The sequence below is a fragment of the Nocardia sp. FBN12 genome, assembly GCF_054031145.1.
Genome location: NZ_CM132926.1, coordinates 5,652,194 through 5,677,809 on the forward strand (window position 1 = coordinate 5,652,194; position 25,616 = coordinate 5,677,809).

General features: G+C 67.0%; 28 protein-coding genes. 14 read left to right on the forward strand and 14 right to left on the reverse strand.

Annotated elements, in window-relative coordinates:
• Positions 1–75: 75 nt before the first annotated feature.
• The 4 genes from ACWZHB_RS26690 (at position 76) to ACWZHB_RS26705 (ending at position 2,653) form a co-directional block, all read left to right on the forward strand.
• Complete coding sequence (locus ACWZHB_RS26690) at positions 76–1,065, forward strand: NADP-dependent oxidoreductase (RefSeq protein WP_427904535.1); 990 nt, start codon at positions 76–78, stop codon at positions 1,063–1,065.
• A 344-nt stretch (positions 1,066–1,409) separates the two neighbouring features.
• The gene (locus ACWZHB_RS26695) at positions 1,410–1,868 is read left to right on the forward strand and encodes a DUF6882 domain-containing protein (RefSeq protein WP_427904536.1); all 459 of its coding nucleotides are present in this window, start codon (positions 1,410–1,412) and stop codon (positions 1,866–1,868) included.
• A gap of 127 nt (positions 1,869–1,995) precedes the next feature.
• Positions 1,996–2,250: a type II toxin-antitoxin system Phd/YefM family antitoxin gene (locus tag ACWZHB_RS26700; RefSeq protein WP_427904537.1), complete on the forward strand. Its 255-nt coding sequence runs from the start codon at positions 1,996–1,998 to the stop codon at positions 2,248–2,250.
• Entirely contained in the window at positions 2,243–2,653 is a 411-nt protein-coding gene (locus ACWZHB_RS26705; RefSeq protein WP_427904538.1) for a type II toxin-antitoxin system VapC family toxin, read from the forward strand. Before ACWZHB_RS26700 ends, ACWZHB_RS26705 begins: the two co-directional genes overlap by 8 nt.
• A gap of 214 nt (positions 2,654–2,867) precedes the next feature.
• Here ACWZHB_RS26705 and ACWZHB_RS26710 read toward each other — a convergent pair whose 3' ends face one another.
• Genes ACWZHB_RS26710 through ACWZHB_RS26725 form a run of 4 tightly spaced genes read right to left on the reverse strand, consistent with a single transcriptional unit; the run spans position 2,868 to position 5,887 of the window.
• Positions 2,868–3,626 (reverse strand): ESX secretion-associated protein EspG, encoded by a 759-nt coding sequence (locus ACWZHB_RS26710; protein WP_427904539.1) that lies wholly within the window; start codon positions 3,624–3,626, stop codon positions 2,868–2,870.
• A gap of 32 nt (positions 3,627–3,658) precedes the next feature.
• The gene (locus tag ACWZHB_RS26715) at positions 3,659–4,969 is read right to left on the reverse strand and encodes a hypothetical protein (RefSeq protein ID WP_427904540.1); all 1,311 of its coding nucleotides are present in this window, start codon (positions 4,967–4,969) and stop codon (positions 3,659–3,661) included.
• 1 nt (position 4,970) lies between these two features.
• Positions 4,971–5,348: a hypothetical protein gene (locus tag ACWZHB_RS26720; protein WP_427904541.1), complete on the reverse strand. Its 378-nt coding sequence runs from the start codon at positions 5,346–5,348 to the stop codon at positions 4,971–4,973.
• Between the two features lie 14 nt (positions 5,349–5,362).
• Positions 5,363–5,887 (reverse strand): DUF3558 domain-containing protein, encoded by a 525-nt coding sequence (locus ACWZHB_RS26725; RefSeq protein WP_427904542.1) that lies wholly within the window; start codon positions 5,885–5,887, stop codon positions 5,363–5,365.
• 88 nt (positions 5,888–5,975) lie between these two features.
• Here ACWZHB_RS26725 and ACWZHB_RS26730 point away from each other — a divergent pair, with 88 nt between their 5' ends.
• Complete coding sequence (locus ACWZHB_RS26730) at positions 5,976–6,341, forward strand: hypothetical protein (RefSeq protein ID WP_427904543.1); 366 nt, start codon at positions 5,976–5,978, stop codon at positions 6,339–6,341.
• Positions 6,342–6,348: 7 nt separating this feature from the next.
• Here the strand turns inward: ACWZHB_RS26730 and ACWZHB_RS26735 are convergent, their stop codons facing one another.
• Positions 6,349–6,978, reverse strand: a complete 630-nt coding sequence (locus tag ACWZHB_RS26735; RefSeq protein WP_427904544.1) for a maleylpyruvate isomerase family mycothiol-dependent enzyme — start codon at positions 6,976–6,978, stop codon at positions 6,349–6,351.
• A 121-nt stretch (positions 6,979–7,099) separates the two neighbouring features.
• On the opposite strand from ACWZHB_RS26735, the gene ACWZHB_RS26740 reads away from it, so the two are divergent.
• Positions 7,100–7,483 (forward strand): MarR family winged helix-turn-helix transcriptional regulator, encoded by a 384-nt coding sequence (locus ACWZHB_RS26740; RefSeq protein ID WP_427909308.1) that lies wholly within the window; start codon positions 7,100–7,102, stop codon positions 7,481–7,483.
• 61 nt (positions 7,484–7,544) lie between these two features.
• On the opposite strand, the gene ACWZHB_RS26745 is transcribed toward ACWZHB_RS26740, so the two are convergent.
• Positions 7,545–8,123 carry a DapH/DapD/GlmU-related protein gene (locus ACWZHB_RS26745; protein WP_427904545.1) on the reverse strand — a complete coding sequence of 193 codons (579 nt, stop codon included), beginning with the start codon at positions 8,121–8,123 and terminating at the stop codon, positions 7,545–7,547.
• A gap of 144 nt (positions 8,124–8,267) precedes the next feature.
• Here ACWZHB_RS26745 and ACWZHB_RS26750 point away from each other — a divergent pair, with 144 nt between their 5' ends.
• The 6 genes from ACWZHB_RS26750 (at position 8,268) to ACWZHB_RS26775 (ending at position 12,863) form a co-directional block, all read left to right on the forward strand.
• Positions 8,268–8,549: a hypothetical protein gene (locus ACWZHB_RS26750; RefSeq protein WP_427904546.1), complete on the forward strand. Its 282-nt coding sequence runs from the start codon at positions 8,268–8,270 to the stop codon at positions 8,547–8,549.
• A gap of 4 nt (positions 8,550–8,553) precedes the next feature.
• Positions 8,554–9,897, forward strand: coding sequence for a hypothetical protein (locus tag ACWZHB_RS26755; RefSeq protein WP_427904547.1), 1,344 nt, complete (start codon positions 8,554–8,556; stop codon positions 9,895–9,897).
• On the forward strand, positions 9,894–10,379 hold the full coding sequence (locus tag ACWZHB_RS26760; protein ID WP_427904548.1) for a hypothetical protein: 486 nt from the start codon (positions 9,894–9,896) through the stop codon (positions 10,377–10,379). Before ACWZHB_RS26755 ends, ACWZHB_RS26760 begins: the two co-directional genes overlap by 4 nt.
• 1 nt (position 10,380) lies before the next feature.
• On the forward strand, positions 10,381–10,728 hold the full coding sequence (locus ACWZHB_RS26765; protein ID WP_427904549.1) for a hypothetical protein: 348 nt from the start codon (positions 10,381–10,383) through the stop codon (positions 10,726–10,728).
• Positions 10,729–10,927: 199 nt separating this feature from the next.
• Positions 10,928–12,085 carry an FAD-binding oxidoreductase gene (locus tag ACWZHB_RS26770; RefSeq protein WP_427909309.1) on the forward strand — a complete coding sequence of 386 codons (1,158 nt, stop codon included), beginning with the start codon at positions 10,928–10,930 and terminating at the stop codon, positions 12,083–12,085.
• Positions 12,086–12,104: 19 nt separating this feature from the next.
• Positions 12,105–12,863, forward strand: coding sequence for an FAD-binding oxidoreductase (locus ACWZHB_RS26775; RefSeq protein ID WP_427904550.1), 759 nt, complete (start codon positions 12,105–12,107; stop codon positions 12,861–12,863).
• 63 nt (positions 12,864–12,926) lie between these two features.
• Here the strand turns inward: ACWZHB_RS26775 and ACWZHB_RS26780 are convergent, their stop codons facing one another.
• The 5 genes from ACWZHB_RS26780 to dnaK all read right to left on the reverse strand — a co-directional run bounded on the left by ACWZHB_RS26780 (position 12,927) and on the right by dnaK (position 18,757).
• Complete coding sequence (locus ACWZHB_RS26780) at positions 12,927–14,096, reverse strand: globin domain-containing protein (protein ID WP_427904551.1); 1,170 nt, start codon at positions 14,094–14,096, stop codon at positions 12,927–12,929.
• Between the two features lie 613 nt (positions 14,097–14,709).
• Positions 14,710–15,111: a heat shock protein transcriptional repressor HspR gene (locus tag ACWZHB_RS26785; RefSeq protein ID WP_427904552.1), complete on the reverse strand. Its 402-nt coding sequence runs from the start codon at positions 15,109–15,111 to the stop codon at positions 14,710–14,712.
• Between the two features lie 2 nt (positions 15,112–15,113).
• Complete coding sequence (dnaJ, locus tag ACWZHB_RS26790) at positions 15,114–16,310, reverse strand: molecular chaperone DnaJ (protein ID WP_427904553.1); 1,197 nt, start codon at positions 16,308–16,310, stop codon at positions 15,114–15,116.
• Positions 16,311–16,328: 18 nt separating this feature from the next.
• Positions 16,329–16,895: a nucleotide exchange factor GrpE gene (gene grpE, locus ACWZHB_RS26795; RefSeq protein WP_427904554.1), complete on the reverse strand. Its 567-nt coding sequence runs from the start codon at positions 16,893–16,895 to the stop codon at positions 16,329–16,331.
• Complete coding sequence (gene dnaK, locus ACWZHB_RS26800) at positions 16,892–18,757, reverse strand: molecular chaperone DnaK (protein ID WP_427904555.1); 1,866 nt, start codon at positions 18,755–18,757, stop codon at positions 16,892–16,894. The genes grpE and dnaK overlap by 4 nt, the downstream gene beginning before the upstream one ends.
• Positions 18,758–19,142: 385 nt before the next feature.
• Between dnaK and ACWZHB_RS26805 the strand changes: the two genes are divergently transcribed.
• Both ACWZHB_RS26805 and ACWZHB_RS26810 read left to right on the forward strand, forming a co-directional pair.
• Positions 19,143–19,445: a hypothetical protein gene (locus tag ACWZHB_RS26805; RefSeq protein WP_427904556.1), complete on the forward strand. Its 303-nt coding sequence runs from the start codon at positions 19,143–19,145 to the stop codon at positions 19,443–19,445.
• A gap of 85 nt (positions 19,446–19,530) precedes the next feature.
• A complete protein-coding gene (locus ACWZHB_RS26810; RefSeq protein WP_427904557.1) occupies positions 19,531–19,806 on the forward strand; it encodes a hypothetical protein in 276 nt (91 codons plus the stop codon).
• Between the two features lie 4 nt (positions 19,807–19,810).
• Here the strand turns inward: ACWZHB_RS26810 and ACWZHB_RS26815 are convergent, their stop codons facing one another.
• Genes ACWZHB_RS26815 through ACWZHB_RS26825 form a run of 3 tightly spaced genes read right to left on the reverse strand, consistent with a single transcriptional unit; the run spans position 19,811 to position 25,598 of the window.
• Complete coding sequence (locus ACWZHB_RS26815; protein WP_427904558.1) at positions 19,811–21,379, reverse strand: dynamin family protein; 1,569 nt, start codon at positions 21,377–21,379, stop codon at positions 19,811–19,813.
• Positions 21,376–23,214: a dynamin family protein gene (locus ACWZHB_RS26820; protein WP_427904559.1), complete on the reverse strand. Its 1,839-nt coding sequence runs from the start codon at positions 23,212–23,214 to the stop codon at positions 21,376–21,378. The genes ACWZHB_RS26815 and ACWZHB_RS26820 overlap by 4 nt, the downstream gene beginning before the upstream one ends.
• Before the next feature lie 17 nt (positions 23,215–23,231).
• On the reverse strand, positions 23,232–25,598 hold the full coding sequence (locus tag ACWZHB_RS26825) for an IniB N-terminal domain-containing protein (RefSeq protein ID WP_427904560.1): 2,367 nt from the start codon (positions 25,596–25,598) through the stop codon (positions 23,232–23,234).
• Positions 25,599–25,616: the final 18 nt, after the last annotated feature.

Below are 25,616 nucleotides of genomic sequence, written 5' to 3' on the forward strand. Positions count from 1 at the left end.
ACCGCATGTCGGACGGCTATCCGCCTAGGATTACGGTGCCCGGCTCCACCCGAAGATGCGAGGAGTTCACCCCCTATGCGCGCGATCGTGGTTCAGAAGTTCGGCGCCACTCCCGAGCTTGCCGATGTGCCGGTGCCCGAGGCCGGTCCGGGTGAGGTTCAGGTGGCGCTCGACGCGGCCGGGGTCAACCCGTTCGACCTGAAAATGGCGGACGGTCTGCTGAAGGGCAAGATGCCCACCGACTTCCCGATGATCCTCGGCGTCGACGGCGCGGGCACCGTCTCGGCGATCGGCTCCGGCGTCACCAGGTTCAGGGTGGGCGACAAGGTGGTCGGCAAATTCCTGACCGCGCCCGCGGGCCACGGTAGTTGGGCGCAGTACGCCACGGTCCCCGAGGACGCGACCCTCGTCCCGATCCCCGACGGCGTCACCAGCGTGGCCGCCGCCGCCCTCCCGATCGCCGGCGTGACAGCCCAGGACCTTGTCGACGCGGCCGATATCCAACCCGACCAGACGGTCCTGATCGTCGGTGCCACCGGCGGCGTCGGCTCCTTCCTCGTCCAACTCGCCAATATCGCGGGCGCCCACGTGATCGCGACCGCCCGCGGCGATGCCACCGACCAGGTTGCCCGTCTCGGCGCCGCCGAAACTGTCGACTACACCCAGGTCCGCCCCGCCGACCCGAATGTCGTCGACCCGGACCCGGCCACCCGTCAGGACACGAGCGTCACCGACGCGGTCCGCTTCACCCACCCCGACGGGATCGACGTGCTGTTCGACTTGATCAGCGCAGCAGGCGATTTCGCCTCACACGCCACCCTGGTCCGCAGCGGTGGACACGCCTACTCGACGACGTGGGCAGCCGACGAAGCCACGCTCCGCGATCGCGACATCATTGGCGGCAACTTCGAATCCAAAGGTCGCTCACCGGAATTGAGCCGATTGCTGTCTCGCGTCGCCGCGGGCGATGTGGTTGTTCCGGTGCAGATGACAGTGCCGCTCGAGGCCGCTCCCGCCGTGCTCGGCCAGGGCGGCGCGCGCGGAAAGACCGTCCTCGCCATCTGATTCGGCACAGCGAAACGGGACCGGTCGCCGGTGGGTTCGGCCAACACAATTGGCCCCACGCCTGATTCGGCGTGTGGCAGCGTTGGACCTGGGCGAAGGTGCGCACTCCCGAACCGACCAGGTGCGTACGTGCGAGGCGTACGACGCTCGCAGGAGGCTGGGTGTCAGGGTTGTCTGTCCCTCGGTCGGGCTCTCCGATAACGACCGACAGGAGCGGCCAGGAGCCCAGGTCACGACACAGGTAGCCCGTCGCCAGGGCGTACTTCCACCCCCTGAAACGACGAAAGCCCGACGCGGGATGCGCCGAACCGTTGCATGTAGAATTTCATCCCACGGTGCGAACAGTGTGTACCTGTTTCGCACCCAGGCCGTTCGGTGAGTTGGCGCTCGCCGGGCAGCTCGCCGATGTAGCCGGCGATCGTGGGTGGAGCTGCGATCTGACGGCCGGGCGGTTCACTTTGACCGGCGACCAGCCGATCGAGTGCGAGCGGATGCACCTGCTCGGGTCGGCCGCGCCGGGGCCACAGTCCTGGTTGTGGTCGTGGGGTAACCCGGCCGGGTATCCGAATTCGCTCACCGGGCTCGCACAGACTGTCCGCGACTTCGGAATACGTTATGGGATAAGCGAACTCGCCGATGCGGAGGTGCCGTTCGGTGCCCTACCCGGCTCGCTTGACCGGGCCAGGCGCGGTGACCGCTGCGCGCATGCTGACCCGGGACGACCGCAGCCGGATCACCGCGGCTCGGACCGGGTGAACCGGCAACCAATTCTGGTAACCAGCGAATCCGACTCGGCCACATGATGATTCAACCCCACGCACTACATCTACACGTTGGAGCCGGTGGTGTAGCCTGCGCCGGGCACTGCCTCAGGGGAGTGCCGTTACACGTACGGTAGCCACGTATAGCACCAGTCGCTATCATGGGGATATGACCAGGACGATCACTCAGGCCGAGCTTCGTAACGGCAGCGCGGGCGTGATGGACGCGCTCGAAGCGGGCGACAACTTCATCATCACCAGGAACGGGAACCCGGTTGGGGAGCTGCGTCCGATTCGGGTGCAGCGAAATGTGGCGACCTCTGATCTCAAGGAGCGACTCGCGCGCTTCGCTGGAGCTGGGGACGCAGCGTCTGAGCGGGCTGAGATCGATGCGGCGTTCGGCGAGGACCGCCTCGATGACTGAGCAGCGGCACCCGGTGGGGTTGCTCGATACCTGCGTTCTCATCGATCTCGCCACCATCGACGATGCGCAGCTTCCGGCGTACTCGAGGATCAGCACGATCACCCTGGCCGAATTGGGCATCGGCATCGCACTCGCCCAGTCGCCTCAGGTACTGGCCCTTCGCACCGAACGGCTGCTCGAGGTCGAGCACAGTTTCGACGCGCTGAACTTCTGTTCGTCGTCTGCCCGGCGATTCACGACGATGGCCAAACTGGTTGTCGCCGAAGGCCGGAACCCGAAGCCACGTAAGTGCGATCTGATGATCGCGGCCATCGCGTCGGTCAACGACCTCCCGCTCTATACCCGCAACCCCGACGACTTCAAGGGGCTTGACCCAGTCCTCACCCTGGTGCCGGTTCCGTAAAGTAACCATCCGTGGTCATCCCGGACCAGTTCCGCAACTCGAGAACAACGACGGTATCGCACACCAAGTTCTTGTTCGCCTTATCCCCCTTCGACCTCACAACAGCAGTGTTTGTTCGCAACCACTCGAATGGTCTAGTGCTGCAGCAGAATTCGACTGTCCTGACCGTCACTCGCGACCCGCTGAACCAGCACCTGGCTATGGCGCTGGTGGCTCAGCGCGGGAGGTAGGTGCCGGTGCGGGCCTTGGTGGCTGTGGTGGTGAGGATTGTGGTGAGGGTGGACTGGATTCGGGTGGGGGTGGTGGGTTTGGCGATGAAAGTGGTTTCGCCGTAGAAGACGTAGCGGCCGTCGCCGGGGATGTCGTGGAGCTGGAAGTCGTCGCGGCCTTCGGTGTGGCGGTTGTCGACGCTGGCGTGGGCGTAGACGCCGATGTGGGTGAGGGTGGTGGTGGGTTTGGCGAGGAAGGATTCGAGTTGTTCTCGGGGGGTGGGGTTCCAGCGGTCGCGGACGTGGGGGCGGGGGGCGGCGAGTTCTGCTGCGGTGACGCGGATTTCGCGGCCTTTGCCGGGGGCGACCTTCGGGAGGGTGGAGAGGACTGCGGGCGCCAGGGCTTCGGGGTCGAAGAGGTGGAGGGTGACGTCGCCGGGGTTGGTGTCGTCGCCGGGAGCTTGGACGGCGAGGGAGGCGTAGGTGTCGCGGGTGCCGCCATGGGCTCGGATCGTTTTGACGCCCTTGGACGCGCCCGCCACCTCGACGCGGGCGTGCGGGGCGAGCAGGGCGGCCATGGCGCGGTCGAGATCGCTGTCGAATTCGGCCATCAGGTTCTCGGCGGCCTTGCTGCGCAGGCGCAGGATCTCGGCGTGGGTTTCGACATCGGTGTGGCGGTGATGGAGGGGGTACGGGAGAACGTCGCGACCCGCGGCCTCCCACAGGGTACGGAAATCTAGAGCGGTGAGATGCCAGGTACGCACGCGAGATCTACTCTGTTCCATCAGGATTCGGATCAGTCGGCGCCGATGACGGGCGGGACTGTTTTGGGTAAGTCGTCCAGACCGGTGAGTTCGTCACCGTGTTCCTGAGTGAGGAGGTAGTCGGGGATTCCCTTGGTGGATTCGTCGTCTTTGCCGCTACCCTTGCCCGCACCGGGGCTCATCATGCCGGGCATGCCGGAGCGGCCTGCCGCGCCGGAACCCGCGCCGGTTCCGCGGCCCGCGGCAGCGCCCCCGGAGGTCGGGCTTCCGGGAACAGCACCGCCGGGAGAGCCGGCGCCCGGCGTGCCCGATCCGGGGGATCCGCCGCCGGGAGAGCCCCCGCCACTTGGTGAACCGGATGGGGAGCCGGAACCGGGGGTGGTCGCGCTCGGGGTGGTCGAGGCTGGGGTCGTCGAGGCCGGGTCTGTCGACTCAGGGGTCGTCGACTCGGGCGTGGAGTCGTCTGCCGAGTCGTCGGTGTCGGTGTCGGTGTCGGTGTCGTCCTCGGTGGTCGACGCCGGGGTGGTGGTCGGCGTCGTCGTGGGCTGGGTGGTTGGCTGCGTTGCCGAACTCTGCGTAGTGGGCTGGGTTGTACCGCCGGTGATTTCGGGTTGTCCGCCGCCGTTTTCGATGGTCTTCGGGATGGGGATCACCGGAACCCTGTCGTCGGACTCGTAAATGACTGGGGCATAGACAGTTTGGAGGATACGGACGGCTTCGACGCGCGCATTCTCTTGTGCGACATCGTCATCGCGCCACCCGCGACCGGTGAGGAAGGCGCCGACGTTGTCGAGTCCGCTGCGGTGCTCGGGGGCGTGTGGGACGAGGCGCTTGGTCGGTTCGAGACCGGTGCGGAGTTCGTCCAGTTTGGTGCTGGTGAGGGCAGCGGCGGTGCTGACCTTCTTGCCCGTGGTGTCATATGCCGCAACGGTTTGCGCTGCTGCGTTCGCGGCGGAGCCTGCCCAGACGTCGGGGGACATACCGCGGGCGATCTGTTTGCGGAACTCGTCGAGGGAGGTGGTGTTGCGGGTGGAGATTTCTTTCCACGCGCCGATCAGGCCGTTGACCGCTTCGAGATCGATCTTGTCGACCTTTTCGCGCAGTTCCGCAACGGTTCCGGGAAAGGCGTCGTTCTTCGCCACCAGGGCGGGGCGGTACTCGCCATCGAAGCCGAGGTCGCCGGCCTTTCGTCGGTTGCCGTCGCGCTGAGCGTTGTACTGGTTCTGGATGTCAGCGATCTCCGAGCTGTCGAGTTCGCCGTCGTCACCGGAGAACGGGGACATGACGAAGTTGCGGAGGTTGCCGAGAAGGTCGATGCCGCCGATGCTCTGCATGCCGGTCATGTCAGCTCACCTGCCCGGTGACGTAGTCGAGGGCGTTGGCGTTTTCGATGTCTTTGCCTGCGATGCGTTTGAAGGAGATGGAGAAAACCTCGCGCAGCTGTTGCACAGCCTCGATGTCTTTCCTCACCACGACATCGATCGAGTTCTGGTCGCCGGTCGCCTGAAGGAGGAACTTCTTCTCGAGATCCTTGCCGATCTGGAAATCGCCGAACCCGGTGACGCTTTGGACTCGACGGGTGACAACCAGGATCTCTTGCAGGTCGGCAAGTCGGTCGTCGCACGCCTTGAACATGTGGAAAGCCGCAGCTTCGTCGTTCAGATAGACCTCGCCCGCCTTGGCCTGCGCAAGCAAAGAACTGTATGCCGTGTTTTCACTCATGAACCCTCCCCGGTTCAGTTCGGAAAGATTGGAACAAGCACTTCGCCCACGCGCTCGAGGTACGTGCAGGGGTCGTCCAGCCCCGTCTTCAGCGCCGAGTTGAAAATCTGCAACTGGACGACGCCCTGACTCGCCGGGAAGAGCACGTCGCACCCGAGATCCTTCGACGCGCCTGTGACCTTGAACTCGCGCCCTGTACGGCCCGCGATGGTCACGTCCCGGAAGTCGACGTTGCCAGGCTTCTGCTCGAACTCATCCACAGGCTTGTTCGTCGTGTAGACGGTGATCGAGTAGTCGGGTCCGCCCCATCCACAGATCTCCCACCCCGACTGCGTAACCCCCGCAACACCCTTCTCCTCCGTCGCCGGATCCACCCCCGCCTCCGTCAACGCAGCATCGGGAATCTCCGTACACGGGTTCCACAGAACCGGCTTGGCTGTGGTCGTCGTCTCCTTCGACCGCGACTCCCCCGAGTCACAACCCACCAACCCGACAACCGCCAAACCGGCAATCACCAACGCCGTACCTGCGCGTTTCATCCCCACCCCTTCCGGCCGAGCACTGCCTTGACCAGGCACATTAGCACGACGAAACGGCTCGAACCGGAGCCGCGTAGGTTGTCTGACCATGAGCGAACTTCGACTTTCGGCGCCGTTCGACGGGCGTGATCCCGAGGGCAAACCGGTGGTGAACCGGTCGGCGGTGGACTCCGATATCCAGGATCGGGTGCTGGCCTACCTCGAGCACGCGCCGGTGATTCTGAGTGCCCGCAGCCGCGATGCCGACGAGTTCGACCCCGCCCAGCGGGAGGTGCCGTTGAACTTCCACACCGACGGCGTGTTCGTCTGGCCGGGCGCGGTTCCGTACTACCTGCGCAAGTACGGACTGCCGCCGGAGCAGGCGCTGGTCCAGCACATCGTCGGCAAGGGGTTCGAGATCGGGGAGGTCGACGAGCAGGCTCGGCAGGCGGCGGTGCAGAAGGTGGTGGGCTGAGCCGGGCTCAGCGCAGGCTGCGTGCGAGCGCTTCCATGCCGGGGCCGCGTAGGTTCGGGAGGGCTGCCGGTCTGCCGGTCATCACGAGCAGCAGCTCGAGGATGGGGCCGTGGACCGGAGTGCCCGCGCCCGTCGACCATTCGATGTCGTCGGCGGCGAGGTGCAGGCCGCGGAGACGGCGCTTTGCCCAGAAGGGCCAGCCCATCGTCCAGACCCGTTGTGCGGCAACGGCTGCCGCGCGCGGGGTGACTTCGATGGTGCGGTCGAGTGGGCGGGCGATGTCCTGGGCATGGACGATGACGTCGTAGAAGATGTTGCGGTAGTTGGTCACCGCGGGCAATGTGCGCGATGCCGCGTGCGCGCGAATCTCCCCTGCCAGGTCGGGGCGGATCGAATAACGCACCGCGGCATCGTGATTCATTCGGTGGAAGCGGCCACCCGCCCGGATTCCCATCCAGGCCATCGCGGCGGGGCCGGGCGGCTGGGGGGCCATGGCCAGGTGCGCGGCGACATCGCGCACTCGCCAGCCCGCACACAGCGACGGTGCGCCCCATTCGGCCGGGGCGAGGTCGTCGAGTAGGTCGGCGACGGCGCGGCGCTGCTGTTCGATGACCTGCCACTGCTGTTCGCGATCCATGATCGACCTCCGAAATTAGTCAGCCTCTCTGACCAATATAGTCAGATACACTGACCGAAACAAGGAGGTAGGCGTGGACGAATTGAACCTGGGGGTGCTCCTGTTCGTCCCGTATCGGGAGATGGAGCGCCGGGTGTTCGCCGCGCTCACCGCCGGTGGTCATGCCGAACTCACCCCGGCCAAAGCTCGCCTGGTCGCCCGGATCGGTCCCGACGGCACGCGTCTCACCGACCTCGCCGCCCAGGCCCAGGTCACCAAACAAACCGCGAGCACCCTCGCCGACCAACTGGTGCGCGCCGGCTACCTCGAGCGCGTCGCCGACCCCACCGACGGCCGCGCACGTCTTCTTCGCCTCACCCCCATCGGGCGCTCGGCCGCCGACCTCGCCAACCGCACGGCCGACGAAGTCCAGTCCGAATGGATCTCCCACCTGGGAAGACGCTCCGCTGCCGAGCTGCGCAAGACGCTCACCACCCTCCGCGACATCACCGACCCCTACGTGTGAGGACGGCCGACGGGTTCGAAGGAGTCCCGCAGTTCAGCCGGCAACGAACCCGAACATCGCGCTACCAGCTTCGATGCACAGTCGCCTTGGAACCGGTCACCAAGCTGTTCGCCGGGACGTCGTCGGCGACGACCGCACCCGCGGCGATCACCGCGTCACGGCCGATACTGACGCCGGGCAGGATCATCGCGCCCGCGCCGATCCACACGTTCTCGGCGATGTCGATCGGTGCGCCGGTGAGAAATCGGCGCCGTTCCTCCGGGTCAACGGGGTGGCCCATGGTGATGAAAGTGGCTTTCGGGCCGACCATCACGCCACGGCCCAACCGGATTCCGGCGTAGTCGAGGAATGTGCAGCCCTGGTTGATGAACACCTGTTCGGCGATGTCGAGATTCAGGCCGTGGTCGGTGTAGAAGGGCGGGTAGACAGTGAGCCCCGCCGGGAGTGGGCGGCCGAGGATTTCTTCGAGCAGTGCCGCCTTGCCGGTCTCGTCGTCGAAAGGCAGCATGTTGAGCCGGGAGGTCAACGCGCTGACCTGCAGCACCCGCTCGTGCATCGCCTTGAACTCGGCTCCGAGCACCCGCTCGCCACGAGCGAGAAGTTCGGGATCGTGGATCAACATGAAATTGTCGCTCGCCATCGGACGATTCTCACACCCTCGCCAGATAAGAGAAACTACGGTATGTACGGGCGGCTCGATCGACGGAAGTTAGTGCTGCGCAAGGAATCTCGATCGGGTAGGGTCGCGCGCAGGCGAGGTTCGACAGCTGCGACGGGGAGACCCATGGTTGAGATTCTGCAGGTAGACGCGACTGCGCTGCGGGAGCTGGGCAAGACATTGACGGGGCAGGCCGATCTCATCACCGGCATCACATTGAATGTCGCCGTCACTATGCCGGGATCGCCCGTCCACAGCGTCACCACGGCCATCGACGAGAACGCGGAAGCAGCATTTCACGCGATGGGAGACCGCATCGGGCAGATGGCTCGGGTAGCCGGTTCCGGCGCGAAAACATACGAAGAAGTCGACCAGGCATTCGGGGAACAGTTCCGGAAGCTGGCCTGAGTCGATGGCGGCGACGATCAGTCATGTGCGCGGCTGCCAGCCAGCGACCATGGTGACCTTCGGCACGGCCCTCACCACGGGTACCAGCGAATTCACCAAACAGGTCGGCAATATGGCCTCCGCTGTCGACAGAACCGTGACCGGATGGAAGGGCGTCGCGAGCGCGGCGGCGTCGGCAGGTTCGGTTTCGCAGAAATTGATCGGCACCCGAATCGACGAAGTGGTCACCTCCGTCGCGGAGTACTACAAGACCTTCGGGACCCGACTGGACGGGACGCGCACATCGGTACTCGACATCGCCGACAATGCCGCGCCCGCGGCGGGCATGAAGGTCGCCGACGACGGCACCGTCACGCCGCCGAAATATCCGGCGACCGAGGGCACGCTGATGAGCTTCATCATGCAGACGAAACTCAATGGTCAGGCGGCTTTTTTCCAGGCCCAACTGACGGGGTTGCTCAAAGACTTCGGCGACGTCGAGCAGCATGCCGCCACCGCGATCGAACTCGGCGCCGACGCGCTGCAGACGCTCAAAGACAAACCCACCGCGTCCATACCGGATCTGCCCTCGTTGACCACCTCCCCGGACGGCCGATACCGGATCGGCGACCCGAAGAGGCCGGGCCTCAAGCACGACGACACCTTCGTCTACAACTCGAAGGACGCCAACTTCCAGGACTGGCTCAACAAGCAGAAGTGGCAGGCCAAACTGCTCGGCGGCGAGTACATCAAGTCCGAATTGGACGATGCCACCGCGTTGTACCGCCACTACTGGGACAACAACGGCGAGAAGATCGCCTTCGACTACGACGAGGCCTACAAGGAAGACCCGACCGTTCGTAGCAATGTCGATACCGAGGTCGCCAACATGGCTGCCGCCGCGGACTATTTCGCGCGAACGGGCAACAAGAACTTCAAACTCACCGGTGATCCCACAACCGGTGGCACGAGTACCGAGAATTGGGAGAAGACGATCGGCGGGTACCAGCAATGGAGCCACGCCAACGCCCGCGTCGAAGGAAATCGGGTGGTCATGGATGTCACCGTGGAAGCGGAGGACTACTACAACTTCGACAACGGCAAGAACGATATCGCCACCGGCGCCCCGGATTCGGACAACGGCCGATTCACCGAGATAGGCTGGGCGAAACCGTTCGAATCGCACGGCAGCGTCACCCGGACGGTGTCCTGGGAACTCGGGCAGCCACCGTCGAGCGGGGTGACGGCCGAATCGTCGAGCCCGGACCGCAACCCGGGTCGCGAGGACCGCTCCGACGGCCGCAACGACGGCGACAGCGGCCGCATGCCCGACAACGATCGCAGCACCGGAGAGGGCCGCCCGAAGTGAGAACACCGCAGCGCGTCACCGCGACACTGGCGATTCCGCTCGCGGCGCTGGCCGTGTTCGGCTGTTCCACCGCACCTTCCGATTCGAATTCGCAGGAAAGGACGAGCAGCGTGTCCAACGAACTGCGCCGCGACCCGGAGCCGATGCAGAAGTACTTCCCGATCATCGGCAAGCCGGTCGAGGTGTTCTGGCTGGGCAGGAACAACGCGGGCGGTGCGCCCGGCCCGACCACCTACTGGGTCGAGGCGGTCGTCGAACTCGAACCGGACACGGCCGCCGCACTGCGCACCGGACTCGTCGCGCCCGCGCAGCCACCGGAACTGCCGGATGTGTTGCGCACCGAGGTACCCGCCGGCTCGTACGTCACCGGCCCCCAGTTCGACACCGCGCTCGGCGGCAGTGCCGAATGGAACGGCACCGCGACCGGATACCTGCACACCGAGAAACCGATCCTGGTCTTCACCGCAACGTCCGGCGGCTGAGATGGCGAGTCGGCACGACGAGCTCGGCCTCAAAGTCCAGCGGGCCCAGCACGCGCTGGAGAAGATCCGTGGCATCGGCACGGTCGACGGCGTGACCGTCGAGATCGATGCCGAAAGCCAGCTGGTCGCGGTGAGCGGCCCGCACGGCGGGAAGATCCTCGCGGCGTATCGCCTCGCGGTACTGGAGATGCAACCCCGGGTCACCGCCGCGATGCGCGAACTCGCGGCGGATCCCCGGGTGGAATCGACGATGGCGTTCATCGCGGCCGATGCCGGCGCGATCGAGTTCGAGCGGCCCGAACCCAGCGACGAGGAAGACGAAGCCAGCATCTTCGAACGAGGCTGGTAGCTCCGAACAAGATCACCGCCGCGTATCGATCGTGGGGAGAACGCACTGATCCGGAGTCGAGGGTTTACGATCCGTGCTGCTGGGTAACGGCGTGACGAGCATCCCTGCACCCAGATGACGGTTTCGGGGGATACTGGTGATGGCCGCGTCTCAGGCGGGGCCACTTTGCAGCAATTGTAGAGAAACGGAGCTTGACGACGTGGATGCGCGTTCGCTTGCGCTGGTCCGCGCCGATTTCCGCGGGGTGTCGGAGACACCTGGTGGTCCCGAGCGGCTGATCAGCGCTTTCTACGGTCACCTGTTCGCACAGGACCCGAGGTTGCGTGAGCTGTTTCCGCCTGCCATGGACATGCAGGCCAAGCGGATCACGACGGCGGTGCAGTTCGTGCTCGAGCATCTCGAGGACTTCGAGCGGGCGCAACGCTTCCTCGAGCAACTGGCCCGCGACCATCGCAAATATGGGGTCGAAGCCGACCACTACGACCTGGCCGGACGCGCGCTGCTCGCGGCGCTGCGCACCTACCACGGCAACCGCTGGACCAGGGAACTCGACGAGGGCTGGCGCGACATCACGCTGCTGATCTCGGCGTCGATGGCGATCGGCGCGAACGAGGACACCTCGCAGCCGTACTGGGACGCGACCGTGGTGGGTCATCGGCGGGTGCTCGAGGATCTCGCGATCGTGCGGCTGCAGGCCGACGGGCCGATTCCGTTCAAGGCCGGGCAGTATGTGCCGGTCATGGTGCCGCAGCGGCCGAACATGTGGCGCTACTTCTCCCCCGCCATCCCCGCGAACCCCTATGGCGAGATCGAATTCCATGTGCGGCGGATCAGCGGTGGCTGGGTGAGTCCGGCGATCGTCAACGACACCAAGGTCGGCGATCGATGGAAGATCGCCGGGCCGCTGGGTGGTTTGCAGGTGGATCGGGAGTCGGGGCGCGATGTGCTGATGATCGGCTCCGGCACGGGGATCGCGCCGTTGCGGGCGCAGCTGATCGAGATGAGTCAGCGGGGGATCAATCCGCGCGTGCACTTCTTCACCGGTGGGCGGTATCCGGGCGACCTCTACGACGTGGACAACATGTGGCAGCTCTCGCAGTCCAATCCCTGGCTGACCGTGGTGCCGGTGAGCGAGGAACACACCAATCCCTGGTGGTACCCACAGGATTCGGGCGAGACGCCGATGGGCATGCCGCGGCGATTGGTCGGTAACCTGGGAGCGGTGGTGACCAGCTTCGGGGCGTGGTCGGACCGGCAGATCCAGATCGCGGGATCGCCGTCGATGATCGCCAATACCCGTTACGCGCTTCTGCGAGCCGGTACACCGAGCGAGATCATCGCTGCCGATCCTGTCTGACACTTCGCGAAAGAGGCTGATGAGCAACGCGTTTCCTGATCCCGCATGGACGGCGACCGTGGTCGGCCATCACCGTTTGCGCCACGATCTCGCCGTGATCCGGCTGATCGGGGACTTCGTGCCGTTCGAGGCCGGGGGTTCGGTGGAAGTGGAAGTGCCGCAGCATCCCGGGGTGCGGCGGCGGTTCTCCCCCGCGCTGCCGCCCTCGCTGGACGGAAAACTCGAGTTCCATGTGCGGACGGTGCCCGGTGGGTGGTGTTCGAGTTCTATCGTCACCGACACCAAACCCGGTGATCAGTGGCGAATCAATGCTCCCCATGGGGTTTTCGCGGTGGATCCGGATGCCGTCGAGTTGGTGATGATCGCCGGCGGTACCGGACTGGCGCCGATGCGCGCCCAGATCCTTGACCTGGCCCGCCGCGATACCCCGCCACGCACCTACCTGTTCTTCGGTGGGCGCTCGCCGCGCGACCTCTACGCCAACGACATGCTGTTCCTGCTGGCGGGCGAATTGCCTTGGCTCTCGGTCATTCCGGTGGTCGAGAGTCCGGAAGATCCCGCGGTGCGCGATGAATGGTTCGAGCAGACCCGTTCGGACGTGGGCTTCGGCCTCGAGGAAATGCTGCACGGCACCCTGGCCGACGTGGCCGCCGCGCACGGCCCTTTCACCAAACACCAAGTCCTGGTCTGCGGTTCCCCGGCGATGGTCCGCACCACCGTCGACCGCCTGATCGAATCAGGAACTCCCCCGACGAACATCATCTCCGAAGGCGCCTGAGACCGCGCACCGCACAAGTCCGGCGAGTCCCCTGGAGTCGATGCTCGACTGGTCGGCTGACTCTCAGAACAAGGGGTCGTGGCGGATCGACTGGGCTTGGGTGCCTGCGGCCATGAGGCGGAACTTGGTGGTTTGGACCATGGAGGGGGAGCCTACGATTTGGACGTCGCGGTCCGACCAGGGGCCGTAGCTGGCTACTACCTTGCCGATTTGGCCGGTCATGCGGGGCTCGAGGCCTGGCAGGTCGGCGTGGGGTTCCCCGGAATCGTAGTACCACCAGGGGTTTTCGTCGCTTTCGGTGACGGGGGTGACGGTGAGCCATTTGTTGGCGATGGCGAGGTGGCTCAGGACCTGCAGGTCGTAGAGGTCGCAGGGGTGGTGGCCGCCGACGAAGAGGTGGACCTTCGGGTTGACGCGGCGCTGGGCCATCGCCATGATCTGGGCGCGCAGGGGGGCGATGCCGGTGCCGCAGCCGACCATCAGCATCTTGCGCTTGGTGTTGCGTGGCACGCCGAGGCCGCCGAGGGGGGAACCGAGTCGCCACTGGTCGCCGACCGCGGTGTGCGCGACCATGGCGGGGCTCACCCAGCCGCCGAGCACGCCGCGCACGTGGAACTCGATCTCGCCCTGGGGATTGGACGGGTTCGCGGGCGAGAGATAGCGCCACATCCGGGGGCGCGACGGGATCTCGACGCTGATGTACTGGCCCGCGGCGTACTGCATCGGCTGATCGAGCTGCACGCGCACGACAGACAGGTTGCGCAGCACCTCGCGGTGTTCGACGACGGTGCCGGTCCAGGCGGCGGGTGTGGTCTCCTTGTCGGCGGCGCTGATCATCGCGCCGCTGATGGTGGCCAGGCCCTCGTCCCAGGCGTTGGCTACCTCGTCGGTCCACATCTCGGTGCCCGCGAACTCGCGCAGCGCCGTCTTCAGCGAATTGGCCACGGCCACATAGTGGGCCGGTTGTACCCCGTACTTGCGATGGTCGCGCCCGAGCTGCGCCAGGAACGGCAGCAGCTTGTCGGGCTCTTCGAGGCGGTCGAGGGCGTACGAGATCGCCTGGACCAGTCGGTCGCGCTGGGCATCCATGGCAGCCGGGAAGTAGTCGCGGACACCGGGATAGTCCGTGAAGAGGATCGAGTAGAACGCCCTCGACAGCTTCTCTGATCCACCTTCTTCCGCAGCAACCGCCTTGAACGTAGTACGGATCAAAGCGACAGTCCGCGAATCCATATGTGTCACTACCTCGTTTCGCCATCGAACGCTAGCCGCGCCGGCGAGTGACGGGCTGGGAGGACACTCGTCAGCAGCCGATGCGAGAAGTCTAGGCGAGGTTTGCCAGCTTAGGAATCGTACTCTTAAACATCACGCATGTAATTCTAGAAATACCAGGCGGTTCCTAGTAATTTCCCTTGAAAACATACCTCAGGACCGTTAACCAGGGGTGAACGGCCGCCCACGAATCGTCAAAGTACCCCGCATATCAGGCAATTGGTGACCAATGGCCCTGGTAGAGCGACCCTTCCGCTACGTCGGCACCACGCGGCCATCCGACGCGCCGGGCCATGACACGCGGGGTGGCTACACCGGAGTGGCTGGTCAGCAATGGCGAAATGTCTTCCGATTGATCCGAATTCAGCATCCAGACAGCAAACTTTTGGACGTCCACAGTGATGAATCCGCACCTCAGCGCATCGCAACGCTACTTGTGGTCACCAAGATCACGAATAAGTGAGTTGCTGGAGAGTGACTGGCGGGTCGCCCGGGGTTGACCGGAACGACCGAACCCCCGGCTCGTCATCCACCGCAGCGGATTTCGAACCGGGGGCTCGTCGAACGAAAACGCTCAGCGCCGATGCCGTGGCTGCCACACCACGAGCGCGGTACTGCGTGCGGGCGGCGACAGATCGGGCCGATAGCCCGCCCGCAACCGCTCCATCTCCGCACTCATCTCCTCGACGCGCTGCTGCAACGCCTCCACCTGGTTGGTGAGTTCGATGATGCGCTTGATGCCGGCGAGATTGACGCCCTCGTCCTGCGACAGGCGCTGCACCTCGCGCAGCACCTCGACATCGCGGGCCGAATAACGGCGTCCGCCACCCGAGGTCCGTTGCGGGGTGACCAAACCCAGCCGGTCGTAGGTACGCAGCGTTTGCGCGTGCATCCCCGCCAGTTGAGCCGCCACCGAGATCATGAAGAACTCGGCGCGCGAGGCGGCACCCGAAACAGACTTCGGATCATCGGACATCATCAAGCACCCGCCCATCCTGCCCGCGGTTCGAACCCACTGGTCTTCTCCGCCTCCTGATAGCGCTTGAGCGCATCGGTGGCGTCGGAGTCGAGCGATTGCGGTACCGCGACCTTCACCGTGACCAGCAGGTCACCGGCGCCGCCCGCGGCGCCGCGCTTGGGAACACCACGACCCCGCACCCGCAGGATACGCCCGTCGGCGGTGCCCGGAGGCACCTTCACGCCGACCCGGCCGTCCAGCGTCGGCACGGAAACTGTTGTCCCCAGCACCAGTTCGCTGTAGCTCACCGGGAGCACCAGGGTGAGGTCGTCGCCTTGACGGCCGAAGACCTTGTCCTGGCTGACGTGCACGGTGACATACAGATCGCCCGAAGGCGCACCGCGCAGACCCGCCTCGCCCTGACCGGCCAAGCGGATCTTCTGACCATCGCTGACGCCCGGTGGGATCCGGACGGTGATGGTGCGGGTGCGGTTCTGGATGCCGCTGCCCGAGCAGTCGGTGCACGGGTCGTCGATGATCGACCCGGTGCCGCGGCAGTCGTCACAGGGCTCGCTGAAACCGAACGCGCCCTGATTACGGCTGACCACGCCCGCACCGTTGCAGTGCGGGCACACGCGCGGGCTGGTGCCCGGCTTGGCACCGCTGCCGTGACAGGTGGTGCACGGCGACGGACTCGTCATCCGCAGCGGAACGGTGACGCCCTGGGCGGCCTCGCGGAAACCCAGGGTCGTCTCGGTCTCCACATCGGAGCCGCGCCGCGGACGAGCCGCCGCCCGGCCACCGCCGCCACCCCGGTTGAACAGCCCGCCAAGCAGATCGCCGAGCCCGCCGTCGCCGGGAGCGCCTGCGCCACCGGCCTGACCGAAGATGTCACCGATGTTGAAGTCCTGCGAAAAGCCGCCACCCGCACCGGGATTGAATCCACCGCCACCGTAGGCCCGGCCGCCACCGCCACCGCCGGCGAACATGCGGCGGGTGTCGTCGTACTCCTTGCGCTTGGCCGGATCCGACAGCACGGCGTTGGCCTCGCTGACGGCCTTGAACCGCTCCTCGGCCTTGGTGTCACCCGGGTTGGAGTCCGGGTGCAGGTCGCGGGCGAGCTTGCGGTAGGCCTTCTTGATCTCGTCCTGCGAGGCGCCGGAGGAGACACCCAGCTCCTTGTAGAAGTCCTTTTCGATCCACTCCCGTTGGCTCACCGGGCATCTCCTCCTTTCTTATTTCTCGTTCGCGTCGGCATCCGCGTCCGATGCCTCCGCGTCGGTTACCCCGACCAACGCGTGCCGAAGCACCCGGTCGCCGAACCTATAGCCCTTGCGCATGACGATGCCGATCACCGGGTCGGCGCCCGAGCCCTCGTGCTGCACTGCCTCGTGCAGCGTGGGGTCGAACGGGTCACCGGTGGCACCGAATTCGACGAGACCCTGCTTGGTGAGCGCGGTCTCGAGCTTGTCGGCGACGGACTTCAGCGGGCCGGTCTCGAGGTCGCCGTGCGCCCTCGCCCGATCCAGATCGTCCAGCACCGCGAGCAATTCGGTGACCACCGAGGCCTTGGCGGCGTCGATGTTGGCCTGCCGGTCACGCTCGACGCGGCGGCGGTAGTTCGCGTATTCCGCGGTCAACCGCTGCAGGTCGGCCGTGCGCTCGGCCAGCTCGTCGTGCTCCGGCTCGACAACTTCGGCGTCGAGGGCGGAGTCCGCCGGGGCGGCCTCCGCGTTCTCGTCCGCAGTGTCGTCCAGGATTTCCTCGACCAACTCCTGCTCCGAGGAGTTCGCCTCGGTCACTTCTTGTCCGTGTCGACCGGCTCGTCCACGACCTCCGCGTCGACGACCTGATCGTCATCGGCCTGGGTGGGGCCCGAGCCGTTGCCGGACTGCGCGTCGGCGGCGGCGCTGGCCTCGTAGATCGCCTGGCCGAGGGCCTGCGACTCGGTGGCCAGCTTCTCCACGGCCGACTTCACCGCGGAGATGTCGGTGCCTTCCAGGGCCGACTTGGCCTCGGCGACCGCGGTTTCCACCTTCGCCAGCTGCTCGGCGGAGACCTGTGCGCCACCCTCGCTGGACTTCTGCTCGTTGATGAACTTCTCGGTCTGGTGCACCAGCGACTCGGCCTGGTTGCGGGTCTCGGCCTCCTCACGGCGCGCCTTGTCGTCGGCGGCATGCGCCTCGGCGTCGGCGACCATGCGGTCGATCTCCTCCTTGGACAGACCGGAGCCGTCCTGGATCTTGATCTTGTTTTCCTTGCCGGTGCCCTTGTCCTTCGCGGTGACGTGCACGATGCCGTTGGCGTCGATGTCGAAGGTGACCTCGATCTGCGGCACGCCACGCGGGGCGGGCGGCAGGCCGGTGAGCTCGAAGGAGCCGAGCAGCTTGTTGTGCGAGGCGATCTCGCGCTCACCCTGGAACACCTGGATCTGTACCGAAGGCTGGTTGTCGTCAGCGGTGGTGAAGGTTTCCGAGCGCTTGGTGGGGATGGTGGTGTTGCGCTCGATGAGCTTGGTCATCACGCCGCCCTTGGTCTCGATGCCCAGCGACAGCGGGGTGACATCGAGCAGCAGGACGTCCTTGACCTCGCCCTTGAGCACGCCGGCCTGCAGCGCGGCGCCGACGGCGACGACCTCGTCCGGGTTCACGCCCTTGTTGGGCTCACGGCCGCCGGTCAGTTCCTTGACCAGGTCGGACACGGCGGGCATCCGGGTGGAGCCACCGACGAGCACGACGTGGTCGATATCGGCCACGTTCAGGCCCGAGTCCTTGATCACGGACTGGAACGGCGCGCGGGTGCGATCCAGCAGATCAGAGGTGATCTTCTGGAACTCCGAGCGGGTGAGCTGCTCGTCGAGGAACAGCGGGTTCTTGTCCGCGTCGACGGTGATGTAGGGCAGGTTGATCGAGGTGGACTGGCCCGAGGACAGTTCGATCTTGGCCTTCTCGGCAGCCTCACGCAGACGCTGCATGGCCATCTTGTCCTTGGTCAGGTCGATGCCAGAGGACGCCTTGAACTTGTCGACCAGCCAGGACACGACGCGCTCGTCCCAGTCGTCGCCACCGAGGTGGTTGTCACCGGAGGTCGCGCGGACCTCGACGACGCCCTCGCCGATTTCCAGCAGCGAGACGTCGAAGGTGCCGCCACCGAGGTCGAAGACCAGGATGGTCTGCTCTTTGTCGCCCTTGTCCAGGCCGTACGCGAGCGCGGCCGCGGTGGGCTCGTTGACGATGCGCAGCACGTTGAGACCGGCGATCTGGCCGGCTTCCTTGGTGGCCTGACGCTGGGCGTCTTCGAAGTAGGCCGGGACGGTGATCACGGCGTCGGTGATCTCTTCGCCCAGGTAGGCCTCGGCATCGCGCTTCAGCTTCATCAGCGTGCGCGCGGAGATCTCCTGCGGCGTGTACTTCTTGTCGTCGATCTCGACGTTCCAGTCGGTGCCGATGTGGCGCTTGACCGAGCGGATGGTGCGGTCGACGTTGGTGACCGCCTGGTTCTTCGCGGGCTGACCGACGAGAACCTCGCCGTTCTTCGCGAAGGCGACGATCGAGGGGGTGGTGCGCGAGCCTTCCGAGTTCGCGACGACGACCGGCTCGCCGCCTTCGAGCACGGCGACGACGGAGTTCGTGGTCCCGAGGTCGATTCCGACCGCACGAGCCATAGTGGTTTCCTCCTGTTTGACGTTCGGTTATTGCAACGCTGAGCGCAGTGGGCTCAATCTTGCCTGCGAGATCCACCGTGAGTCAACCCGAAGTTGAGTCTGGTCCGCTCATGTTGTTGATCTGCACAACCAGCAGCTGCGGCGATTCATTCCCGCCACCGAAAAAATTTCCCGACCCCGGAGCCATTCTTGCCATGGGTGCGCTCAACTGCAGCCCCCGATGCGCGATCGTGACGGTCCGGAGACCTACCGCGGATTCCTCGCTCTTCCGAAAGACGCGAAGCTGGAACAGCGCGTGCTCGATGATGAGCGGGAAAGCGTCACAGTATGAAACAGGTAGGGACACAAGGGCTACCGCGCGCCCCTGCACTCTGGAAGGAAACGCATGTACACAGTTGATTTGCTTGCCGTCGGTCGTGGTCGCGAGGTTGTCGATGCCGCGCTCGCCTATGTCGGTGGGCTCGGATTTCGTGTCCTCGGGTCGACTGCCGACGAGGAGGCGCTGGCGGTGCTCGGGCGCGAGCGGGTTCGTCTGCTGGTGATCGGAGGCGGGGTCGAGGCCGAGTCCAGGAAGGTGTTGACGGCTGCTGCCCAGGAGCACGGCGCCACCGTGATCCAGGCGGAGCGGGCTGGGCGCGGAATCGAGCAGTACCTCGCGGAGGAGGTTGTGCCGACACTGGCCGAGTGATCAGCCGTTCCGCGCTCGGGTGCCCTGAATATTCGGGGCACCGATAGGGGTGCGAACAAGTCCGGTCGGGCACTAGTTTCGGGGTATGCGTGCATCGAGGGGCAAGGTTCAGTGGCAGCGGGCGCTCGGCGGGGTGGCTGTGGTCGCCGCCCTGGCCGGAGGTGGGATGGTGGCGTCCGCCGGGAGCGCCGTGGCCGACAGCGGCGTTGCCATCGCTGATGATGGGTGCACGTTCTCGTCGGTCGGTGGGTCGTGCAGCGATCCTGGGCCGGTCGGGCACGCGTTGATCGCGATTCGGGAGTTCGCGAAGAGCCTGGGGTACGGGACCGGAAGTTCGTCGGGGACCGCCTACTTCATCTGACCGGCTAGCTGGTCCGCGGCTGCGGGAGTTCGGCCAGAATTCCCTCGGCGCTGCGGGCCGCGGCACGGCACGCGGTGGCGGTCGCTCGGTCGGCCAGTGGATGGGTCGCTCGGCCGCGCCAGGTACGGACAGCAGCGAAAGCCGTGGCGCGCAGGGAATCCGGGTCGGACTCCGCGGGCAGGCCGAGGCGCAGATGCGCCGCCACGCCGACACCGCCGAGAATGCGGTGCAGGTCGGCGAGTACCGGTGGCGGCAAAGGTAATTCGTCGGTGCGCAGGCGGCCGAGCAGTCGGAGTTCGGTGAAACCGTGCACGTCTGCGAGCCGGGCACGCACGCGAGGGCGCAGGCGATCGGCTTCGGTACCGGGGTAGGCGGCCAGGATCCGGTCCAGCGTGCTCAGCGCCGAATGGGCCTTCAATTCCTCAGCGCGCTGGCCGAATTGAACTTCCAAGACCGAGCGGAGTTCCTCGATGCCGCTACGGGCCGCCAATTCCGCCGCCAGCGCGGAAGAATCGCGGGCACCGAGCCGAATCAGCATGGTGGCCATGCGAATACCGAACAGGCCGAAGCGATCCGCCAGCTGCGCACGCAGCTCCGGGGCGACCGGCAACGCGATGTCGGCGCGGGCGAATCGGTCCGCCGAGAGCAACGCGATCCCGAGGTCCTCCGCGGGCACCGTGGACAGCGCCTCGAAAGCCGCGAACTCCGGCTGTCGCAGAGTCGCCGCGGCGAAGGCGAGCAGGCCGGCCACCGGAATCACCGCCTGGCACAGGCCGGTTCGTTCCAGCTCATCCGCGAATCGAGCGGCGACGTCGCGGGCCGAATGCAGCGCATCGATGCGACCGGAGCCGATCTCGTCGGCGCGCGACACCACCCCGATCACGCCGAGCGGGCCCGCACCACCGGCGCCCGCACCGATCTGCTCGAGAAAACGCACGTCGGCGGCATCGAGGCGGCGCAACAGGTACACGACGGCGTCGGCGCCGGACACCGACAGCGGCTCGGCTCGCGAATCGTCCTCGACCTCGGCGGGAGTGAGCAGTCGTGCGGTGCGCAGCGACACCTCACGCGACAGCGATGACGTGCCAGGGGTGTCGATGATCGTGGTCTGCGACAACGCGGCCGACGGCCAGCCGACCTCGAGATGGTCCACCTCGCGGGGACCGCGGGCATCCCAGCGCAGACCGTTCAGGTCGAAGGTCAGACCGTGCGCGCCGCTGCCGCGGCGCACGATCACATTCGCGCGCGATCCGTCGACCGCGTGCGCGGTGACCGTGGGGGTAGCGGCGTCGCGGTACCAGGTGACGACGCGGGTGCACTCGGTGGCGTCGGTCGGGGCGACAGCCTGGCCGACCAGCGCGTTCAGCAACGTCGACTTGCCCGCCTTGATCGAACCGGCCAGCGCGACCCGCAGCGGCTCGCGCAAGCGGTATTCGCACTCGGCCAGCAGCATGCGCGCGTACTCGTCGCGCCCGAACGAACGCGCCGCCGCGCCGATCAGCTCGTGCGCTTCGGCCAGGATCCTCGATGTGGTCCGGCCGCCGGGCGCGGCGGTGTCGAAACGGTGGGTCACCCAGATACCGTACCGTCGGCCCGTCTCAGTTCGACCTGCATCGATTCCGCGTAACGGCGCAGCTCGGCGACCGCGTGTAGTTGGCGTTCCAGCACGACGGTGCGCTCGGCGCGATGGGTCGCGGCCATCGCCGCCGCCTCCTGCGCGGCCCGCAGGGAAGCATCGATCGAACGCAGACTGCGCTCGGCCACCCCGGCGAAGTGGTCGCGCAGCGCACGGTGGATGCGGTGCAGCCGGTCCTTGGTGTCCTTGGCGGCCTGGAACGCTACGTCGTCGAGGAACCGGCGCACCTCACCGTTGGCCTCGATGCGGCGGCGCGCCAGGCGGGCGGACTTGTCGTCGCGATAGGCCTTGCCGCCGACGATCAGGCCTGCGCCGAGCGAGATCGGATTCAGCATGGCCAGGCCGGCGAAGGTCGTGGCAAGGCCGATCATCAGCACGCCGCCGTAGGAACCGCGCATACCGACCAGCACCTTGCTCGTGAAGCCGATATCGGGCTCGAGATCGGCCAAGGAACCCGAGCTGACCAGGCCGCTCTCATCGTCCATCCCGGCGTGCACCTCCGGCAGATCGACCGCGCCGACCTCGGCGAAATGGCCCGCGATCCGTTCGGCCAGCAGTTCGGCTCGGTGGTGGGTCAGCAGGAGGTTGTCGCCGAGGGCGGTGTCGACGGAGCCGGTCAGCCATTCCGTGATCGCGCCCCAATGCCTGCTCGGGTCGTTCTCGTCGATCCATTCCTGGCCCGTGCGGGCGATGCCGCGCAGCCGATCGCGCAGGTCGTGGTCCACGTCGCCGACGAGGTCGGTGATGCCGTCGGTGAGGGTCTGCTGCCAGCTCGCGGTGCGCCGCTGCAACTCCTCGGCGGCCGCGCGCGCCGACTGCAACTCGTTGACCGCTGCCGCGCCACCGGCCGGATCGCGCAGCGCGACCAGCTCGCTGCCCAGCGCCAACGCCAGATGCTCTGCCGCCGAATGCAATTCGCGGGCTACCGCCTGCCGCGTGACCGCCTGATCGCGGGCGACGACCCGATCGCGCAGGAAACCGAACAGCACGCCGAAACCGGACTCCAGGCCCAGTTCCGCGTCCTGCAAGCGCAGGGCGTGCGCACGGAGCAGCGCCGAAACCGGCATCAGGGCGACATCGGTTTCCGCGCGCGTGAGATGGGCTCGGTCGGCCTCCAGCACCTGACGCCAGTGCGGGTAGAGGTCGGTCTTGGTGAGCAGAACGGCGACCGCGGGACACATTTCGCGGATCTGCCGGACGAAGGTGAGTTCGGGCTCGGTGAGCTCGGTGGAGGCATCGGAGAGCACGAGAACGGCGTCGGCGGCCGCGGCGAGGCTGAGTACACCTGCGGCGCAAGCACTTCCGTGTCCGCCGACGCCAGGGGTATCGATCAGGACGATGCCGTCGGCCAGCAGCTGACTGGGGAGCTCGGCCTCGATCCGCACGACCTGTCTGCCCTGGGCCAGTGGCGTGCGGGTATCGACGGCGCCGATCTCGTCGAACGGGATCTCGACCCGTGATTCGTCGGTGCCCGGCGCGGTGAGCACCAGGTACGCCCGCTGCTGCGCACCGTAGGACAGCTGCATGGGCAACACGGTGGTCGCGTCGTCGCCGACCCGGCATACATCCACGCCGAGTAGTGCGTTCACGAACCTGCTCTTGCCCTGACCGAGCTGACCGGTGACGACGATCCGGTGCCGCGGGTCGCGCACCCGCACTGCCACCTTCTCCAGGCGTCCGACCAGGTCGTCACGGCCCGCGGCGTGGGCCGCCGCGACGGTGTCGGACAACACCGTCGCCAGCGGCACCGCGGTCGGTGCGAGAACAGTCATCCCTTCGCCCGTTTCGCTCAGTGGAACAGTCCGTCGGTGTGCACGTCGGCGCCGGTGTCGGTGACGGTGCTCGATTCACCGAACAGCGAGGTCTCGGCACCACCGAGGGTGGAACCGTGCAGGCCAGAGCCGAATGCGCTCGATACGTCGACGCCGGACCAGGTGTCGGCAGCGGTGGTGACCGCGCCCTGGGTCGTCGCGCCGACGGTGCCGGAAGCGTCGACCTGGGTGGTCGAGGTCGAGGTGGTCTGGCCCGAGAGGCCGCCGACCGCGGCGGCGCCGCTCTGCGCTGTGCCGTCGACGGCGGAGGCGAAGCCGCCTGTCACCTGCGTGCCGCCCGTGATCGCACCCGACAGTCCCGTGTCGCCGAGTCCGGTCTCGAGGCCGGTTCCGGTTTCGGCACCGCCGGTCGCGGAAGCTGTCAGGCCGGTCTCCATGGCACCGGTCAACCCGGTCTGCGCACCGCCGGCAACGGAACCGGCGAGTCCGGCGCCCGCGTCAACGGCGCCGTTCAGGCCCGCGTTGGCACCGCCGGCCAGATCGGCGGCGCCGTTCACTCCTGCCTGCGCACCCGAGGTGAGCGAGCCGGTCACGTCGGTGCCGACCGTCGTCGCGGCGTCGAGGCCGCCCTGCAGACCGGTGGTCAGCCCGATACCCGACGTGGTGGACAGCGCTGATTCCAATCCGGTCGTGATCTGTCCGGAGCTGCCGCCGGTGAGCAATCCGTCGACCCCGAACCCCGTCCCCGCCCCACCCGTGAAGCCGCCGGTCAGATCGGTACCCGCCGACGCTGCGCCACCCAACCCGGTTTCGAGACCGGTACCCAGGTCCGCGCCCGCGCCGACCACACCGTCGAGACCGGTGATCGCCGACGTGGTGGCGGCCGCGCCCAGCCCGCCCGCGGCCTGCGCGCCCACGGTGGCTGCGGCGCCGAGACCACCGGCTGCCTGCGCGCCCGCGTTGGCGACCGCACCGAGACCACCGCCGACACCGGCACCGAGACCTCCCGCGGCCGTGGTCGCACCGCTCAGACCGGCATCGAGGCCACCGCCGAGACCAGCGGCCACATCGACCGCGCCAGCCAAGTCGGCGGCGATATCGCCACCCGCGGCCAACGCGCCGTCGAGACCAGCGCCCGCGCCGACCGCACTGGACAGTGCGCCACCGAGACCGGCACCGGCCGCACCGGTCACCTCGCCACCAAGACCGGCACCCACCGCACTGTCGAGACCAGCGGCAAGATCCGCGCCCGCGCCTGCCGCGCCCGTGAGGACACCGCCCAGACCCACACCCGCACCAGCCGCAGCATCCAGTCCGGTCTCGAGTTCGCCACCCGCGCCGACCGCGCCGGTGAGCGCCTCACCGAGACCGGCGCCCGCGCCGACCGTACCGGCCAAGCTGCCGCCGAGGCCGGCGGCAAGGTCCGCCCCCGCGCCGACCGCACCCGACAGGGCACCGTCGAGACCGGCACCGATTCCACCGGCCACCGTGGTGTGAAGCCCCGCGCCGAGATCCGCGCCGGCACCGGCCGCGCCATTCAGTGCACCACCAAGACCAGCCGCAAGGTCGCCACTCACGTCGACCGCACCGCCCAGGGCAGCACCGAGACCACCGGCCAGGTCACCACCAACACCGACCGCACCGTTCACAGCACCACCAAGACCAGCAGCCAGATCGCCACCCACACCGACCGCACCGTTCACAGCACCACCGACACCAGCAGCCAAGTCACCACCAACACCGACCGCACCGTTCAACGCACCGCCGAGACCAGCAGCCAGGTCACCACCAACACCCACCGCGCCGTTCAACGCACCGCCGAGACCAGCAGCCAAATCACCACCAACACCCACCGCACCGTTCAACGCACCGCCGAGGTTCGCACCGAGGTCGAGGGCGCTGTCGATCGCGCCGTTCAGGCCGAGGCCCGCGCCGAGTGCGCCGGTCACATCGGCGCCGAGGTCCGCGTTCACGTCGACGTTCGCGCCGGTCACGGCGTCGAGTGCGACATCGAGACCGGCGCCGACCTGGGCGGCGGCGTCGGCGACGACCGAGGCTACAGCGCCGAGGCCGACGTCGAGACCGAGGTCGAGTTCAGCATCGGCGGCCGCGGCCGCCGTGACAGCGGCGGCGGCGGTGGCCGTGCCCGCCATGGCCGCGCTCGTGCTCGCCGCGGCGCCGGCAGCTACGATCGCCTGCAGCTGGGAGCCGCCGCTGACCAGCGCGGATTCCGCCACCATCGGGGCGACGGCGGAAATGTCCTCCGGGGTCACCACCAGGCCTGCCTCCGCCAGCGCGAAGCACGGGTTGGCGCAGTAACTGGCCGCGGCGTCCGGGTCGCGCAGCAGATTGAGGATGAACTCCAGAATCGCGTTCGGTGTCATCGAGATCAGCTCCTCCAG